13 protein-coding genes are annotated in these 16560 nt (G+C 69.0%); 6 read left to right on the forward strand and 7 right to left on the reverse strand.

Translation table 11 applies throughout. The features are described 5' to 3' along the window. Window positions 1-183 precede the first annotated feature (183 nt). The gene (locus tag ADL01_RS30445; RefSeq protein WP_053745225.1) at window positions 184-600 is read left to right on the forward strand and encodes a hypothetical protein; all 417 of its coding nucleotides are present in this window, start codon (window positions 184-186) and stop codon (window positions 598-600) included. A 643-nt stretch (window positions 601-1243) separates the two neighbouring features. Here the strand turns inward: ADL01_RS30445 and ADL01_RS30450 are convergent. After that, window positions 1244-2074: a hypothetical protein gene (locus ADL01_RS30450; protein ID WP_053745226.1), complete on the reverse strand. Its 831-nt coding sequence runs from the start codon at window positions 2072-2074 to the stop codon at window positions 1244-1246. Between ADL01_RS30450 and ADL01_RS30455 the strand changes: the two genes are divergently transcribed. Further along, window positions 2073-2294 (forward strand): hypothetical protein, encoded by a 222-nt coding sequence (locus tag ADL01_RS30455; RefSeq protein ID WP_053745227.1) that lies wholly within the window; start codon window positions 2073-2075, stop codon window positions 2292-2294. The genes ADL01_RS30450 and ADL01_RS30455 overlap by 2 nt on opposite strands. A gap of 203 nt (window positions 2295-2497) precedes the next feature. Here ADL01_RS30455 and ADL01_RS30460 read toward each other — a convergent pair whose 3' ends face one another. The 3 genes from ADL01_RS30460 to ADL01_RS30470 form a co-directional block, all read right to left on the reverse strand. Next, complete coding sequence (locus ADL01_RS30460; protein WP_053745228.1) at window positions 2498-4438, reverse strand: S53 family peptidase; 1941 nt, start codon at window positions 4436-4438, stop codon at window positions 2498-2500. A gap of 209 nt (window positions 4439-4647) precedes the next feature. Continuing rightward, on the reverse strand, window positions 4648-5271 hold the full coding sequence (locus ADL01_RS30465) for a DUF305 domain-containing protein (protein ID WP_053745229.1): 624 nt from the start codon (window positions 5269-5271) through the stop codon (window positions 4648-4650). Then, on the reverse strand, window positions 5268-5945 hold the full coding sequence (locus ADL01_RS30470) for a DUF3105 domain-containing protein (RefSeq protein WP_053745230.1): 678 nt from the start codon (window positions 5943-5945) through the stop codon (window positions 5268-5270). The genes ADL01_RS30465 and ADL01_RS30470 overlap by 4 nt, the downstream gene beginning before the upstream one ends. Window positions 5946-6274: 329 nt before the next feature. Between ADL01_RS30470 and ADL01_RS30475 the strand changes: the two genes are divergently transcribed. Then, window positions 6275-7636, forward strand: a complete 1362-nt coding sequence (locus ADL01_RS30475) for a glutamine synthetase family protein (protein WP_053745245.1) — start codon at window positions 6275-6277, stop codon at window positions 7634-7636. Window positions 7637-7835: 199 nt separating this feature from the next. Here the strand turns inward: ADL01_RS30475 and ADL01_RS30480 are convergent, their stop codons facing one another. Then, window positions 7836-8282: a VOC family protein gene (locus ADL01_RS30480; RefSeq protein WP_053745231.1), complete on the reverse strand. Its 447-nt coding sequence runs from the start codon at window positions 8280-8282 to the stop codon at window positions 7836-7838. Window positions 8283-8538: 256 nt separating this feature from the next. Here ADL01_RS30480 and ADL01_RS30485 point away from each other — a divergent pair, with 256 nt between their 5' ends. Continuing rightward, on the forward strand, window positions 8539-11547 hold the full coding sequence (locus ADL01_RS30485) for a bifunctional [glutamine synthetase] adenylyltransferase/[glutamine synthetase]-adenylyl-L-tyrosine phosphorylase (protein WP_053745232.1): 3009 nt from the start codon (window positions 8539-8541) through the stop codon (window positions 11545-11547). A gap of 19 nt (window positions 11548-11566) precedes the next feature. On the opposite strand, the gene ADL01_RS30490 is transcribed toward ADL01_RS30485, so the two are convergent. Beyond that, complete coding sequence (locus tag ADL01_RS30490) at window positions 11567-12448, reverse strand: phosphatase PAP2 family protein (RefSeq protein WP_063783604.1); 882 nt, start codon at window positions 12446-12448, stop codon at window positions 11567-11569. Window positions 12449-12627: 179 nt separating this feature from the next. After that, entirely contained in the window at window positions 12628-13662 is a 1035-nt protein-coding gene (locus ADL01_RS30495; protein ID WP_053745234.1) for a LacI family DNA-binding transcriptional regulator, read from the reverse strand. A gap of 497 nt (window positions 13663-14159) precedes the next feature. On the opposite strand from ADL01_RS30495, the gene ADL01_RS30500 reads away from it, so the two are divergent. Both ADL01_RS30500 and ADL01_RS30505 read left to right on the forward strand, forming a co-directional pair. Further along, the gene (locus ADL01_RS30500; protein WP_053745235.1) at window positions 14160-15434 is read left to right on the forward strand and encodes an extracellular solute-binding protein; all 1275 of its coding nucleotides are present in this window, start codon (window positions 14160-14162) and stop codon (window positions 15432-15434) included. Window positions 15435-15546: 112 nt separating this feature from the next. Then, window positions 15547-16551: a carbohydrate ABC transporter permease gene (locus ADL01_RS30505; protein WP_053745236.1), complete on the forward strand. Its 1005-nt coding sequence runs from the start codon at window positions 15547-15549 to the stop codon at window positions 16549-16551. Window positions 16552-16560: the final 9 nt, after the last annotated feature.

The raw sequence follows: 16560 nt of genomic DNA on the forward strand, positions 1-16560 counted from the left end.
ATGGGGTGGGGTGGGGTGTGGGCCGCCCCACGCCGGCCCGGGGAATCGAGTGGTGATTTTCCGGTCACATGACACAAGTCGGGCTCGTCGTAAGGCGCTTGGGGTTATCTCTCCGCGAAGGTATGGCAATGGGATTTTGAAGTGCGTTGCCCGGATGTGATGGCTGCGTCTTCAATGAGGGATATGGCGTACAACAGGGCACAGGTGGACCGTGCGGGCCGCAGGTCGGACTGGGGATGGTTCCTGGCGTGGCTCGCGGTGGGCGTGTGCGTGGCCGCCGGACTCGCGGCCATCCTGTCGGTGGGGCTGGTCTTCCTCGTCCTGGCCGCCGGGGCCGCGGGGCTCCTGCTGTGGAAGGGGCCGCGGAACGCCGTCGTCGGGGCTCTCACCGGTCTGGCGCTGCCACTTTTCTATCTCGCCTACCTGAACCGGGGTGGCCCGGGAACAGTCTGCCGTTCGTCGTCGGGCGGGCAGACCTGCACCGACGAGTACACCCCCCTGCCGTTCCTCATCGGCGGCGCGCTCGTGTTCTTCGCGGGTTTCGTGATCTTCCTCATGATCGAGCGAAGGGGTCGAGGAGCCCGTCCGCCCCGCGTGTAGCCAAGCCTTGGCCCGTTGTACTCCTGATTTCCGGACCGCGCTCATGCGGTCCGGAAATCAGCAGCAGTTATTTTCTTTCTTACTTCGGGGTGGAACCAGGGTGTGCGGCTTTGTCAAACCCAGGGAAGCATACGTACCACTTTCCTGAGGTCTTGCACACGGACACATTGAAAGCCGGATCGGTGCTGTTCGGCTTTTTGTTCTCCACGCATTTCTCGTTCTGGTGGGGGCTTACTGTTGCCCCTTTCGGCACCGTTCCGGAGCTGCACATCCTCCCGGTGAGGACCACCGTCCCGGAGGTTGATTTCGTGTGCACCGCCCCGATGCCCAACCCGTCGGCCCGGACGGAGGACTGGGACATGCCGGCGAACAGAACCTTGAGAATTCCCCGGTCCGTCGGGCGTACGAAGGTCGCCGCCTGGTCGAAGTGTCCCGAGAAGAGGGCCGTCGAGTATGCCTGTGCCACCGGTCCCGGGGACGTGGCCGTCATGCCGGTGGCCGGCCCGGAGGGGTCAGGGGTGGCGGACGTCCCGGGCGAGCTGCACCCGGTTGCCGCGAGGACGAGGACGGCTGAGGCGACGCTCCAGGTGCCGACGCGCCTGCGACGCGGTGTGCGGGACGAGCCGGTTGTCGGGCGCATGGGTCAGGACGTCCATCCGAAGCCGTTGGAGGTGCGGTGGTGCACCAGGTTCGAGCAGCCGCCCGCCTTGCTGTCGCTCCACGTGGACTTGTAGCTGCCGTTGCGGTAGCCGTTGATGTGCACGTTGTGCTTGAACACGGCCGTGGCGGTGCTGAAGCCGCAGGCGGCATAGCCGGACGGGCCGAATATCCCGATCACGTACTGCTCGAAGTCGTTGTTCCTGAAGGTCTCGGAGCCGCCGGTACCCCAACCGCCGCTCACGGTGCCGATCCTCGGGGTGGGCGTGCCGGAGGTGGACCATCCGTCGTACTTGAACTTGTAGGCGTTGTTGCGGGCGTTGAGGCTGCCGCCGGCACCGTACAGAGGCCAGCGAAGATTGCTGGTCAGCGAAGTGATGGTGATGTTGACGGGATCGATCCAGGCCGTCTTGGTGTGCGCGTTGCTGTAGGAGGCGCTGTCCGGGGTCGCCGCCCCCGACTGGGCCGCCCCGGTGTTGTTGTAGGGCTGCGCCACCGGGCTGACGGCCGCGCTCGCGTCTCCGCTGAAGGTGGACGCCTGAGGCGTCTCCGCCACGTCGTTGGTGTCCGTGGGAGAGGTCAGCGAGGCTTCGTCGGCAGCGGAGATGGAGCCGGTGAGGACCCGCTCCTGACAGGTGGACGGGTTGTAGCCGAGCTCCTGCTGGTAGACGGGGGAGCTCGACGAACCGGTGAAGTCGTAGTCGAACTGGCAGGTGCCGTCGCTCTGCACGGTGCCGTTGATCGTGGTGACGGTGCCCGTCACGCCCAACCGGGACGTCTCCGAGTCCGAGTAGGTGATCCACCCGTCGCTTCCCATGCTCACCCCGGAAACGCCCGTCGACGAGGGGCTCGGCGAAGGCGAGGCGGCCGGGGTGGGCGTCGGGCTCGGACCGCCGCAACCGGGGCTCACGGTGTCGTGCGTGGCCGCGGTGCATGCCGCCTGCGCATTTCCGATGGTGCTGCCAGAAATGGTGAGCGTGGCGATAGGCAAGGTGAATGCGAACATGGCGGCGCGCGATCTCAGTCGTGTCACTTGATTCCTTTTTCGGTTTCCTGGGAGAAGGATTTCAGTGAAACGGTACGTTTGATCAACTGTGAAGATCAAGTTCGCATACCTTGAATATGGTAAAAAGGACTTCACGTTCTCTTGCGGATTACTTACCCGCCCCGACTTCGGACCACGAAAAAGCCCACCCCCGGACGTTGACGGTCCGGGGGCGGGCGGGAGCGCGTCGCTGACTCAGCGACGCCGGTACGACTCGATATAGCCACTCTTGGGACTGCCCACGCCGGTGACGTCGTCGTAGCCCCGGACCGCGGACAGTGAGCTGTCCTTGCCGAGGCTGCGCACCGAGGTGGTCAGGCCCTCGGCGGCGTCGAAGCCGTTGACGAAGTCGACGCGGGCCACGGCCAGGTCGGAGCCGGTCGGGTGGTCGGTGACGTCGTGGTAGGCCTCCGAGAGGCACTTGGCGTAGATCGCCGGGTTGGCGAAGCCGATCGGCGTGCCGCCGCGCGCCTCCTGGGCCAGCGCCTGGACAGCCGCGATGACCGGCGCGGCCAGTGAGGTGCCGCCGATGCGGTACTCGCTGTACTGCAACGATCCGTCCGGGAAGGTCTGCGTCTGGCCGACCTTGAAGCCGGTGTTCGGGTCGGCGATCGCCGCGATGTCGGGGACGACACGGTTGCCGGCCGCGCTGTTGGCCGTGGCCAGCGACTTCGGGACGACAGCCCGCTGGTAGAACGGCTCGGCGACCGTCGCGCTGGTGCCGCCGCCCGCACCCGAGTTGAAGGTGCCCGGGAAGTTCGTCCAGCTCTTGCCGTCGGCCGCCAGCGTGGCCTTCTGGGTGCCCCAGCCGGTCTCCCACAGGTACTTGTCGTTCTTGCCCACCGCCAGCGAGGTACCGCCGACCGCGGTCACCCACGCCGAGTTGGCCGGGCTGTCGACCTGCTTCTTTCCGGTGTTGGCGACCTCGTCGCCGTCGTCGCCGGAGGAGAAGTAGTAGCCGATGCCCTGGACCGCGCCGAGCTTGAACACCTGGTCGTAGGCGGCCGCGAGAGCGGGCGTCTGCGTGGCCTCGGTGCCGCCCCACGAGTTGGAGACGATGTCGGCGAGGTGGTTGTCGACGACCTTGCTCAGCGCGTCGAGCAGGTCGTCGTCGTTGCAGGACGTGGAGCCGACATACGTGATGTCGGCGCCCGGCGCGACCGCGTGCACGGCCTCGACGTCGAGGGTCTCCTCGCCGTACCAGCCGGCGGCGCCGCAGTCCTCGGTGTGCGTGTAGTTCTTCGGCAGGACCTGCTTGAACTGGCCGCTGCGGTAGGCGGCGTCGCCGTGCTTGGCCGCGTAGGTGGCGGCGTCACCGGCGATGTACGGCGAGGCGTAGGCGTCGGTGATGGCGACGCGCACCTTCTTGCCGGTCCAGCTGCCCGCGCCGTACGCGGCCCGCAACTGCTTGCCGGTGTAGCCCTCGACGGCGTACGGGATCTGGACGCCGTACGCCGTGGGCAGCGTGGCGGCGGTGTTCGAGCCGAAGTACGTGGAGAACGGCCCCGAGTTGCGGAACACCGCGTCCGGCGCCGGCAGCGTGTCGTCGTGGGTCGCCGTGTGCGGGGCGTTGTCCAGACCCGTGACGGTCAGGACGGCACCGTTCAGGCTCTCCGGCGCGGACGCGGCCTTCGCGGGCGCCCGGTACGTCCTCGTGCCCTTGGCGTAGTTGTGCAGTTGCGTGCTGAAGGCCTTCTCGGCGGCGGCCACGTCACCGGTGACCGTGACGTAGTGGGCCGTGACGCCGGTGACCTCGAGGCCCGCCGACTTCAGCCACGCCTTGACGGCGGCGACCTGGGCCGGGGAGGCCCCGAAACGCCGCTGGACCTGCGCGGCGGTGAGGTACTTGCCGTACGAGGCGGACCTGGGGTCGGAGACCGCGTTCGCGTACGCGGTCAGCCCGGCCGCGTTCCGGCCGGCCAGGTAGACCCGGGCGGAGACCTTGGAGCTGTCGGACGTGGCTCCCTTGTCCGCCTTGGCGGTGGCCCACGCGGGCCTGGTGCCGGCGAGCGTGTCCCGGCTCGGGGCGTCCGCGGCATGGGCCGCGGGAATGCCGAGCGCCAGCGCGCCGGCGAGCAGAGGCAGTGTCGCTGCCAGGCTCACACCGGCGCGCGCGATGGCGCGAGTGGATCTCATGGAACCCCCTGATGCGGTTCAACGCGAGCAAGACGAGTGATCACTCGCCGTTCGCAACTCTCGCGATGAACTGTTCATGCCAGGGGAATCCGAGGGGAATGGGTTTACCAAGAAGCCCCCAAGGGAACGTATGCGCAAGCGATTTGCGGCTTACGTCCGATGAACCCCGCGCGGCTCGGCCAAGAACCGGCCCTGCCGAGCCGCCGCCCCTACGAACTCGCCGTCGCGCCCCGCTCCTTCAGCATCCCCGCCATCAGGGAGATCTCCGACTCCTGCGCGTTGACCATGCCCTGCGCGAGCCGCTTCTCCACCCCGACCTCGCACCGCTCCACACACCCCTGCGCCATGTGGACACCGCCCTGGTGGTGCCTGGTCATCAGCTGGAGATAGAAGACCTCGGCCTGCTTGCCGCTCAGCTTGCCGAGCTTCGTCATCTCGGTGTTGGTGGCCATGCCCGGCATCAGCGCGCCGTCCTTGCCGTCGGCCATGCCCGCCATGTCCATCCAGCTCATGGGCGCGGCCGAGGACACCTTCGGCAGCTCCCACAGGTCGAGCCAGCCCAGCAGCATGCCGCGCTGGTTGGCCTGCGTCTGCGAGATGTCGTACGCGAGCCGCCGGATCTCCTCGTTGCCCGTCCGGTCGCGCACGATGTACGACATCTCGACGGCCTGCTGATGGTGGACCGCCATGTCCCGGGCGAAGCCCGCGTCCGCAGAGTCGGCGGCGGGCACCGTCGTCCCGTTGTCGTCGCTGTCGGCGAACGCGTAGGTGATCGCGCCGGTCGCGACGAGCGCCGTCGCGGCGGCAGCGGCGATCCAGGGCGCCCGCCTCACTGGGCCAGTCCGTTCGTGCAGGCGGCACCCGGCTCCGGGGTCTGCTTGCCCTGGACGAACTCCTCGAAGAACTTGTCCACGTTCGGGTCGGTGGCACTGCTCACCGTGCGCTGCTTGCCCCAGGCGGACAGCATGATCGGGTCCGCCTGCTTGTCGTCCGGGCTCATCAGCGAGTACGGCGTCTTCTTCACCTTGGCCGCGAGGGCGTCGATGTCGCTCTTCGACGCCTTGCTGTTGTACGTCACCCACACGGCGCCGTGCTCCAGCGAGTGCACGGCGTTCATGGGGTTGATCGCCTTGGTGTAGACGTCGCCGTTGCAGTTCATCCAGACCTGGTTGTGGTCACCGCCGACCGGGGGCTCCATCGGGTAGCGCACGGTCTTCGTGACGTGGTTCTGGGTGAGCTTCTTGTTCCAGGTCTTCACACCGTCCGCGCCCGTGACGAACTTGCCCGCGCCCTTGATGTCGGTCGCCGCGGTGTCCTTGTCGTCGGACTGCTTGCGCACGAGGAGGGTCGCGCCGACGACCAGGCCGGCCACTATGACGACACTCACACTGATGGTGAGGATCCGGTTCCGGAGCTCACGCGAGCGCTCGGCGCGCCGCATCTCCTCTATGCGCGCCTTGCGCGCCGCGCTGCCAGTGTCGTTGGCGCTCTTCTTGGCGGAACCCATGGGATCGATCCTTCTGGGGAAAGGGGCGGTCGGTCGGCCGGTCAGTCGTACCGGTCCCTGATCGTAATCCGTGGCCACTGATCGTAATCCGCGACGGTCCGCAACGGTTCCGGTCAGGAATCACCCATTACGGATGTCGCCGCGAACAGGCAAGATGAGGTGCAGGACGGGATACCTGCCGTACGCGGGGCGTTCACTCCGGCTTCGGCCGGACGATCAAGGTGCGCAACGCGCGCGAAATGCTTTTGTGGTGTCATGCTCAGGTGCCCGACCGCCTTCCGTGGTGCGGGAGACAGGCGGCCTGACCAGCAAGGATGGGGAAGCGGAAGATGGACAAGCAGCAGGAGTTCGTGCTCCGGACGTTGGAGGAGCGTGACATCCGGTTCGTCCGGCTGTGGTTCACGGACGTGCTGGGCTTCCTCAAGTCCGTGGCCGTGGCCCCGGCGGAGCTGGAGCAGGCCTTCGACGAGGGCATCGGATTCGACGGCTCCGCGATCGAGGGATTCGCTCGCGTATACGAGTCCGACATGATCGCCAAGCCGGACCCGTCGACGTTCCAGATCCTCCCGTGGCGCGCGGAGGCCCCCGGCACCGCCCGGATGTTCTGCGACATCCTCATGCCGGACGGCTCGCCGTCCTTCGCGGACCCGCGCTACGTCCTCAAGCGCGCCCTCACCCGCGGCTCCGACCTGGGCTTCACCTTCTACACCCACCCGGAGATCGAGTTCTTCCTCCTGAAGGACAAGCCGCTGGACGGCAGCCGCCCGACCCCGGCCGACAACTCCGGCTACTTCGACCACACCCCGACCCACGTCGGCCAGGACTTCCGCCGCCAGGCGATCACCATGCTGGAGTCCATGGGCATCTCGGTCGAGTTCTCGCACCACGAGGGCGCCCCAGGCCAGCAGGAGATCGACCTGCGGTACGCGGACGCGCTCTCCACGGCCGACAACATCATGACGTTCCGCCTGGTCATGAAGCAGGTGGCGCTGGAGCAGGGCGTCCACGCGACGTTCATGCCGAAGCCGTTCAGCGAGCACCCCGGCAGCGGCATGCACACCCACCTCTCGCTCTTCGAGGGCGACCGCAACGCGTTCTACGAGTCGGGCTCGGAGTACCAGCTCTCCAAGGTCGGCCGCTCCTTCATCGCGGGCCTGCTGAAGCACGCCGCGGAGATCGCGGCGGTCACCAACCAGTGGGTGAACTCCTACAAGCGCATCTGGGGCGGCTCGGAACGCACCGCGGGCGCCGGCGGCGAGGCCCCCTCGTACATCTGCTGGGGCCACAACAACCGCTCGGCCCTCGTCCGCGTCCCGATGTACAAGCCCGGCAAGACGGGCTCGGCGCGCGTCGAGGTCCGCTCCCTGGACTCGGGCGTGAACCCCTACCTGGCGTACGCCCTCCTGCTGGCCGCCGGCCTCAAGGGCATCGAGGAGGGCTACGAGCTCCCGCCGGGCGCCGACGACGACGTCTGGGCCCTCTCCGACGCGGAGCGCCGCGCGATGGGCATCGAGCCGCTTCCGCAGAACCTGGGCGAGGCGCTCACCCTCATGGAGCGCAGCGAACTGGTCGCCGAGACCCTCGGCGAGCACGTCTTCGACTTCTTCCTGCGCAACAAGCGCCAGGAGTGGGAGGAGTACCGCTCCGAGGTCACGGCGTTCGAGCTGCGCAAGAGCCTGCCGGTGCTGTAGGACCGGTGCTGTAGGCGCAGGTCAGAGGGCTTTTTCGAGACAACATCACGTAGGGCCGACGGTCGTGGACCGTCGGCCCTACGGTGTGCCGCACGGGGAGAGAAACGATGGCGGGCAAGGGGCGGGGTCTGGCCCGTCCGGCCCCGGGACGTCCCGGGGCCGCGGGCGCGGCCCCGGGAACAGCGGAACACGGGGAAAGCTATCCCGCGTCGGCCGCCAGGTCGCTCAGCAGCGCGTGCAGTGGCTGCGTGGCCCGCCGGCGGTACTCCTGGATCGCCCAGCCGTTGCCGTCCGGGTCCTTGAAGTACATGAACGTGGCGCCGTCGTCCGGTGAGAACTGCATCGGCTCCGACACCTCCAGGCCGCGTTCGACCAGCTCGGCGCGGGCCGCCTTGATGTCGGCGACGCACAGCTGGAGGCCCTGGTAGGAGCCCGGTGCGGGCGTCGGTCCGTCCACCATCTCCCAGATCCTGTCGCCGAGGGCGATCGAACAGCCCGAGCCCGGCGGCGTGAGCTGGACGATCCGCATCCCCGGCATCACCTCCTGGTCGATGTCGACGTGGAAACCGGCCTTGTCACGGTAGAAGTCCCGGGCCCGGTCGATGTCACTCACGGGCAGCGGGACGACTTCGAACGTGTACTGCATCGCTGGTCCTCCAGATCGCCATCACAACCCCTTGACGGGGACGTCAGACGAACCGCCGGCGCGTCCGGCCGCCGGTCCCCCCTTACCGAAGCCGAAAACCGTGCCCGCCGCCACCGAAACGGCCATGGTGACGGCGGAAGCCACCATTCCGACCAGCGAGGACATCGCTCCGGTCCGTCCGGCGCTTCCCACGGCCTCTCCGGTTACGCTCGTGGACGTACGACCTTGATCCGATGGTCCGACGGAAAGGCCCAGGATGATGGCGCCGGGGCGCAGGAGCAGTACCTTCACGCGGCTGCTGCGGCACGGCTTCACCGATCCCTCCGCCGCCGAGCGGCTCCTCGACAGCGCCGAGCTCGCGCCCCTGCGGGACGACCCGGTCCTGCTCGACGCGCTGGGCGCGACCGCCGATCCGGATCTCGCGCTGCACGGGCTCGTCCGGCTCGTCGAGGCGCAGGACGGCCGCACCGCCCGGCACGAGCTGCTCGACACGCTGATAGCCGCCAAACCCCTGCGCGACCGGCTGCTCGGCGTGCTCGGCGCCTCCGCCGCCCTCGGCGACCACCTGATCCGGCATCCACGCGACTGGCAGGCGCTCGCCATGTACGAGCCCCGGGATCTCCACCCCGGGGTGGAGGAGTTCGAGCGCGGGCTCGCCGAGGCCACCGACCCCGTGTCACTGCGCGTCGCCTACCGGCGCTGCCTGCTGTCCATCGCCGCCCGCGACGTGTGCGGCACCACCGACCTCGCCCAGACCGCCGCCGAACTCGCCGACCTCGCCACCGCGACCCTGCGCGCCGCCCTCGCCCTCGCCAGGGCCGCCGCGCCCGACGACGCCGCACTGTGCCGGCTGGCCGTCATCGCCATGGGCAAGTGCGGTGGCCACGAGCTCAACTACGTGTCCGACGTCGATGTCATCTTCGTCGGTGAGGCCGCCGACGGGGCCGACGAGGGCAAGGCGCTGCAGGCCGCCACCCGCCTCGCCTCGCACCTCATGCGGATCTGCTCCGAGACCACGATCGAGGGGAGCATCTGGCCCGTCGACGCCAATCTGCGCCCCGAGGGCCGCAACGGGCCACTGGTGCGCACCCTCAGCAGCCACCTCGCCTATTACCAGCGCTGGGCCAAGACCTGGGAGTTCCAGGCGCTGCTGAAGGCCCGCCCGGTCGCCGGTGACGTCGAACTGGGGGAGGCGTACGTCGCCGCGCTCGCCCCGCTCGTGTGGCACGCCGCCGAGCGCGACAACTTCGTCGTCGACGTGCAGAAGATGCGCCGCCGCGTCGTCGAGAACATCCCCCTCGCCGAGGTGGAGAGGGAACTGAAACTCGGGCCGGGCGGCCTGCGCGACGTCGAATTCGCCGTGCAGCTCCTCCAGTTGGTGCACGGGCGCGCCGACACCTCCCTGCGCAGCGGCACCACCCTGGACGCGCTGGGCGCCCTCGCCGCCGGCGGATACGTCGGGCGCTCGGACGCCGTGCAACTCGACGACGCCTACCGGTTCCTGCGCTCCATGGAGCACCGGATCCAGCTGTTCCGGCTGCGGCGCACCCACCTCGTCCCCGAGGACCAGGCAGATCTACGACGCATCGGGCGCTCCCTCGGCCTGCGCACCGATCCGGTGGCCGAGCTGAACCGGGAGTGGAAACGGCACGCGTCCGTCGTACGACGGCTGCACGAGAAGCTCTTCTACCGGCCGCTGCTCGACGCCGTCGCCCAACTCGCCCCCGGCGAGACCAGGTTGAGCACCGTCGCCGCGCGGGAACGGCTCGTCGCCCTCGGGTACGCCGATCCGGCCGCCGCACTCAGGCACCTGGAGGCGCTGGCCAGCGGGGTGAGCCGGAAGGCGGCCATCCAACGGACGTTGCTGCCCGTCCTGTTGGGCTGGTTCGCCGACTCCGCCGACCCGGACGCCGGACTGCTCAACTTCCGCAAGGTGTCGGACGCGCTGGGCCGAACCCCTTGGTATCTACGGCTGTTGAGGGACGAAGGGGCCGCCGCCGAGAACCTGGCCCGTGTCCTGTCCGCCGGGCGCCTCGCCCCCGACCTGCTGATGCGGGCCCCGGAGGCCGTCTCACTGCTCGGCGACGGCGACGGGGCGGGTGGGCTGGAGCCACGCGAACGCGCCCACCTGGAGCAGGAGATACTGGCCGCCGTCGGCCGCGCCGAAACCGGCGAACAGGGCGTGTACGCGGCGCGCGGGGTCCGGCGGCGCGAGCTGTTCCGTACGGCCGCCGCCGACATCGTCGGCTCCTACGGCACCGAACAGTCGCCCGCCGAGGCCGACCAGGGCGCCCTGGTGGACCAGGTCGGCGGTGCGATCTCCGACCTCACGGCGGCGACCCTGTCCGGGACGCTCCGAGCGGTCGTGCGGGACGGCTGGGGGGACACCCTGCCCACCCGGTTCACGGTGATCGGCATGGGCCGCTTCGGCGGACACGAGCTGGGCTACGGCTCCGACGCCGACGTCCTGTTCGTGCACGAACCCCGGGAGGGCGTCGACGAGCACGAGGCCGCCAAGGCCGCGAACGCCGTGGTGTCCGAGATGCGGCGGCTGCTCCAAATGCCCAGCTCCGACCCGCCGTTGCTCATCGACGCGGATCTGCGCCCGGAGGGCAAGTCGGGGCCGATGGTCCGGACCCTGACGTCGTACGAGGCGTACTACCGCCGCTGGTCCCTCGGCTGGGAGTCCCAGGCGCTGCTGCGGGCCGAAGTCGTCGCCGGAGACCCTGAGTTGGGCAGCCGCTTCATCGACCTGATCGCTCCGCTGCGCTACCCGGCGGAGGGGCTGGGCGACGAGGCGGTACGGGAGATCCGGCGCCTGAAGGCGCGTATGGAGTCGGAGCGGATGCCTCGCGGCGCCGATCCCACCCTGCACACCAAGCTCGGGCGGGGCGGCCTCTCGGACGTGGAGTGGACCGTCCAGTTGCTGCAGCTCCAGCACGGGTGGGCCGAACCGGGGCTGCGGACGACCCGTACCCGCGAGGCCCTCGCCGCCGCCTGCGCCGCCGAACTGATCTCGGTCGAGGACGCGGCGATACTCGACGAGGCGTGGGTCCTGGCCACCCGGGTGCGCAACGCCGTGATGCTGGTGCGCGGCCGGGCCGGGGACACCTTCCCCTCGGACGGGCGTGAGCTGGGCGCGGTGGGACGGTACCTGGGGTACGGGCCGGGTCATGTCGGCGACATGATCGACGCGTACCGGCGGACCACACGGCGGGCTCGTGGCGTCGTGGAGACGCTGTTCTACGGGGCGGCCTCGGTGTAGGAAGCCGGGCCCAGTCCCCTTATGGCTTGAGCGGGAGCAGCGGGCCGCCCCGTCCCCGCGCCGGGACCAGTTTCGGGAGGGCGTACGGGAGCGTGCCGTACCAGAGGCGGGCGACCAGGAAGCCGAAGGCCAGGCACATGAGGCCGCCCACCGCGTCCAGCCAGAAGTGGTTGGCGGTGGCGACGATCACCACGAGGGTGGCCACCGGGTAGAGCAGCCCCAGCACACGCACCCAGGGGACGCTCGCCAGGGCGAAGATCGTCAGACCGCACCAGGTCGACCAGCCGATGTGCATCGACGGCATCGCCGCGTACTGGTTCGACATGTGCTTGAGGTCACCGGAGGCCATCGAACCCCAGGTGTGGTGGACCAGCACCGTGTCGACGAAGTCGCCGCCGTTCATCAGGCGGGGTGGAGCCAGCGGGTACAGGTAGTAACCGACCAGGGCCACCGCCGTAGTCGCGAAAAGGGTCAGACGTGTCGCCGCGTAGCGGCCCGGGTGACTACGGTACAGCCACACCAGGACACAGAGAGTGACGATGAAGTGCAGTGTGGCGTAGTAGTAGTTCATGCCCACGATCAGCCATGTCACCGAATTGACCGTGTGGTTGACCGATTCCTCGACGGCGATGCCCAGGGTGTGCTCGAGCTTCCAGAGCCAGTCCGCGTTGCGCAGCGCCTCCGCCTTCTGCTCCGGCACGGCGTTGCGGATCAGCGAGTACGTCCAGTAACTGATCGCGATCAAAAGGATTTCGAACCAGAGTCGCGGCCGACGTGGCGTACGCGCCCGGCGCAGGAGTCCCTTGACCACGCGGTCGTTCCCCTCCGCCGTTTCGTCCGTGACGGAATGTGGAGCGGCCCGGTCGTGGCCTGCCCTGGTTGTCACGGTCGTCTCACCCATGGACACAGAGTCTGCCAGATACGGTCCCCTCCCAGATCATCCCCTGGTCCTGTCCGGCCCGCACGTCCTACGTAGGGGGAGGCGGCCCGGAGTGCTACCAGGGCACTGGCCGAACCGGGGGCATTCTCCGCCCTGGGGATGAGCGGAGATACAGGAGATACGGGAGATGCAGGGGGGCCTCAGGGGCGGGTACGGTCCCCGGGCGCCGAGGCCGTCGAACCCCGGACCACCAGTTCCGGCATGAACACGAACTCGCTGTGCGGGGCAGGCGTACCGCCGATCTCCTCGAGCAGGGTGCGTACGGCGGCCTGGCCCATCGCCGGGACCGGCTTGCGGACCGTGGTGAGGGGCGGGTCGGTGAAGGCGATGAGGGGGGAGTCGTCGAAGCCCACGACCGAGACGTCCCGGGGGACCTCCAGGCCGCGCTGGCGGGCCGCCCGTATCGCGCCCAGCGCCATCATGTCGCTCGCGCACACCACCGCCGTACAGTCACGGTCGATGAGCGCCGTGGCCGCCGCCTGACCGCCCTCCAGGGTGTACAGCGAGTGCTGCACGAACCGCGTCTCGACGTCCTGTGCCGTCAGGCCCAGCAGATCCTGCATCGTCCGCGTGAAGCCCTCGATCTTGCGTTGCACCGGCACGAAACGCTTCGGGCCGAGGGCCAGGCCGATACGGGTGTGGCCGAGGGAGACGAGGTGGGTGACCGCGAGATGCATCGCCGCGCGGTCGTCGGGGGAGATGAACGGCGCCTGCACCTTGGGCGAGAAGCCGTCCACGAGGACGAACGGCACGCCCTGGGCGCGCAGTTGCTCGTAGCGCTGCATGTCGGCGGAGGTGTCGGCGTGCAGACCGGAGACGAAGATGATGCCGGCCACGCCCCGGTCGACGAGCATCTCCGTCAGCTCGTCCTCCGTGGAGCCGCCGGGCGTCTGGGTGGCCAGGACCGGGGTGTAGCCCTGCCGGGTCAGGGCCTGGCCGATGACCTGCGCCAGCGCCGGGAAGATCGGGTTCTCCAGCTCCGGGGTGATGAGGCCCACCAGGCCCTCGCTGCGCTGGCGCAGCCTGACCGGGCGCTCGTAGCCCAGTACGTCGAGGGCGGCGAGGACGGTCTGGCGGGTGGTGGCGGCGACGCCCGGCTTCCCGTTCAGGACCCGGCTGACTGTCGCTTCGCTCACCCCCGCCTGGGCGGCGATGTCCGCAAGCCGTGTGGTCACAGGGCTGGACTGTACCGGCCGGCCCTCGCCTTGCCCACCGAACGGGCGCCGGGGACGGGCCGTCGAACGGCCCGCCGACCGGCCGGGACGGCCGCTCGCCGCTGCGGGTTGCTGCGTCATCGCGCTCCCTCGTGGGTCTGGCGTGGGTCTGACCTCTAGGTCCGACGTGGGTCTGGCGGGCGCCTGATGTACCCCAGGCGGGCGCCTGAACGGGCGTGTCTGGCAAGGACTTGCAGAGTCTTGCACAAGTGCCCCCGATCCCGCTGGGGAGTGGCGGAACAGGGGATCGAGTGAACGTCGGGCAGGATTCGGCGGGTCACGGGACGGTAACCGGCGTTGGTTCTTGCATTTTTTTGCTGCAAGGTCTTTCGTCGCGCTTACATCGCTGTTACGTTCACGTCGCCCGGCGGCGGCAACGGAGCGGCCGACAACTCGGCGGAAACGGTGGACGGGCCCGTTTCCGCCCGTACACGGGCTTTCACCCTCAAGGAGAACTCATGCGGCGTGGCATAGCGGCCACCGCGCTGGTGGCGTCATTCGCCCTCGCGGCGACGGCCTGCGGCGGAGACGACAGCGGCAGTGACAAGGCCGACGGTCCGGTCACCATCACCTGGTGGGACACCTCCAACGCCACCAACGAGGCGCCGACCTACCAGGCCCTGGTCAAGGAGTTCGAGGCCGCCAACAAGGACGTCAAGGTCACGTACGTCAACGTGCCCTTCGACCAGGCGCAGAACAAGTTCGACACCGCCGCCGGAGCCTCCGGCGCCCCGGACGTCCTGCGCTCCGAGGTCGGCTGGACCCCCGCCTTCGCCAAGAAGGGCTTCCTGCTGCCGCTCGACGGCACCGACGCCCTGACCGACAAGGCCAAGTTCCAGCCCAGCCTGATCGAACAGGCCACGTACGAAGGCAAGACGTACGGCGTCCCGATCGTCACCGACACCCTCGCGCTCGTCTACAACAAGGCGCTCTTCGCGAAGGCCGGCCTCACCGGGGCGCCGAAGACCTGGGCCGACCTGAAGACGGCCGCCGCCACCATCAAGGCGAAGACCGGCGTCGATGGCTACTGGGGCTCCACCCAGGCCTACTACGCGCAGAGCTTCCTCTACGGCGAGGGCACCGACACCGTCGACGCCGCCGCCAAGAAGATCACCGTCGACTCGGCCCCCGCCGAGAAGGCCTACGGCACCTGGCTCGGCCTCTTCGACGGCAAGGGCCTGCACAAGGCGGACACCACCGCCGACGCCTACGCCCACATCCAGGACGCGTTCGTCACCGGCAAGGTCGCCGCGATCGTCCAGGGCCCGTGGGAGATCACCAACTTCTACAAGGGCACCGCGTTCAAGGACAAGGCCAACCTCGGTGTCGCCCCCGTGCCGGCCGGTTCCAGCGGCAAGGCGGGCGCCCCGACCGGCGGCCACAACCTCTCCGTGTACGCGGGCTCGGACGCCGCGCACCAGAAGGCGGCCCTGAAGTTCGTCAACTTCATGACCTCCGCGAAGTCCCAGACGCAGATCGCCCTGAAGAACTCCACGCTGCCCACCCGCGACGACGCCTACACCGCCGAGATCAAGGCCGACCCGGGCCTCGCCGGCTACCAGAGCGTCCTCCCCGCCGCCCAGCCGCGCCCGGCGCTGCCCGAGTACAGCTCCCTGTGGGCTCCGCTCGACACCGAGCTGGCGCAGATCGCGGGCGGCAAGGAGTCCCTCGACAAGGGCCTCGGCAACGCGGAGACCGCGATCGCCAAGCTGGTCCCGGACTTCAGCAAATGACCCCGACCGGCCGTCGGAACTGCCCAGTCGCATCCGGGGGACAGTTCCGGCGGTCGTCGGCCCGTCCGCCGTACTCCCTGGTCTTCCAGGACCTTCCAGAAGGTGTCGAACCATGACAGTCGCCATCGACCGCGCGACCGGCAAGCGCCGGGGCGAGCCCGGGCAGCGTCCCGGACGGCTCGATCGCCTCAAGCACGCCTACCAGAAGTACTGGTACGCGTACGCGATGATCGCGCCCGTGGTCGTCGTGCTCGGCGGACTCGTGCTCTACCCGCTCGTGCGCGGCCTCTATCTGACGCTCACGGACGCCAACAGCCTCAACTCGGCCCGCACGATCGGCGTCAACCACATCGACGCCACCTACAAGTTCATCGGTTTCGACAACTACGCCGACATCCTGTGGGGCGACACCGCGTACGACCGCTTCTGGTCGCACTTCATCTGGACGATCGCCTGGACCGCGCTCTGCGTGGCCCTGCACTACACGATCGGCCTCGGTCTGGCGCTCCTGCTCAACCAGAAGCTGCGCGGGCGCACCTTCTACCGGCTGATCCTGGTCCTGCCGTGGGCCGTACCCACCTTCGTCACCGTCTTCGGCTGGCGGTTCATGCTCGCCGACGGCGGCATCATCAACACGATGCTCGACGCCGCGCACCTGCCCGCGCCGCTGTGGCTGGAGGACACCTTCTGGCAGCGGTTCGCCGCGATCATGGTCAACACATGGTGCGGGGTGCCGTTCATGATGGTCTCGCTGCTCGGCGGCCTCCAGTCCATCGACGCCACGCTGTACGAGGCGGCGGACATGGACGGTGCGAACGCCTGGCAGCGGTTCTGGTACGTCACCCTGCCGGGCCTGCGCTCGGTCAGCTCCACCGTCGTACTCCTCGGCGTCATCTGGACGTTCAACCAGTTCGCCGTCATCTTCCTGCTGTTCGGCAGCACCGCCCCGGACGCGCAGATCCTCGTCACCTGGGCCTACTACCTCGGCTTCGGCCAACAGCCGCGCGACTTCGCCCAGTCGGCGGCCTACGGCATGCTGCTGCTGGCCATCCTGATCGTCTTCACCTCCTTCTACCGCCGCTGGCTGAACCGCGATGAGCAGCAGCTCGCGTTCTGAGGCAGGAGT

Source organism: Streptomyces sp. NRRL WC-3618 (assembly GCF_001280005.1).
Taxonomy (GTDB): domain Bacteria; phylum Actinomycetota; class Actinomycetes; order Streptomycetales; family Streptomycetaceae; genus Streptomyces.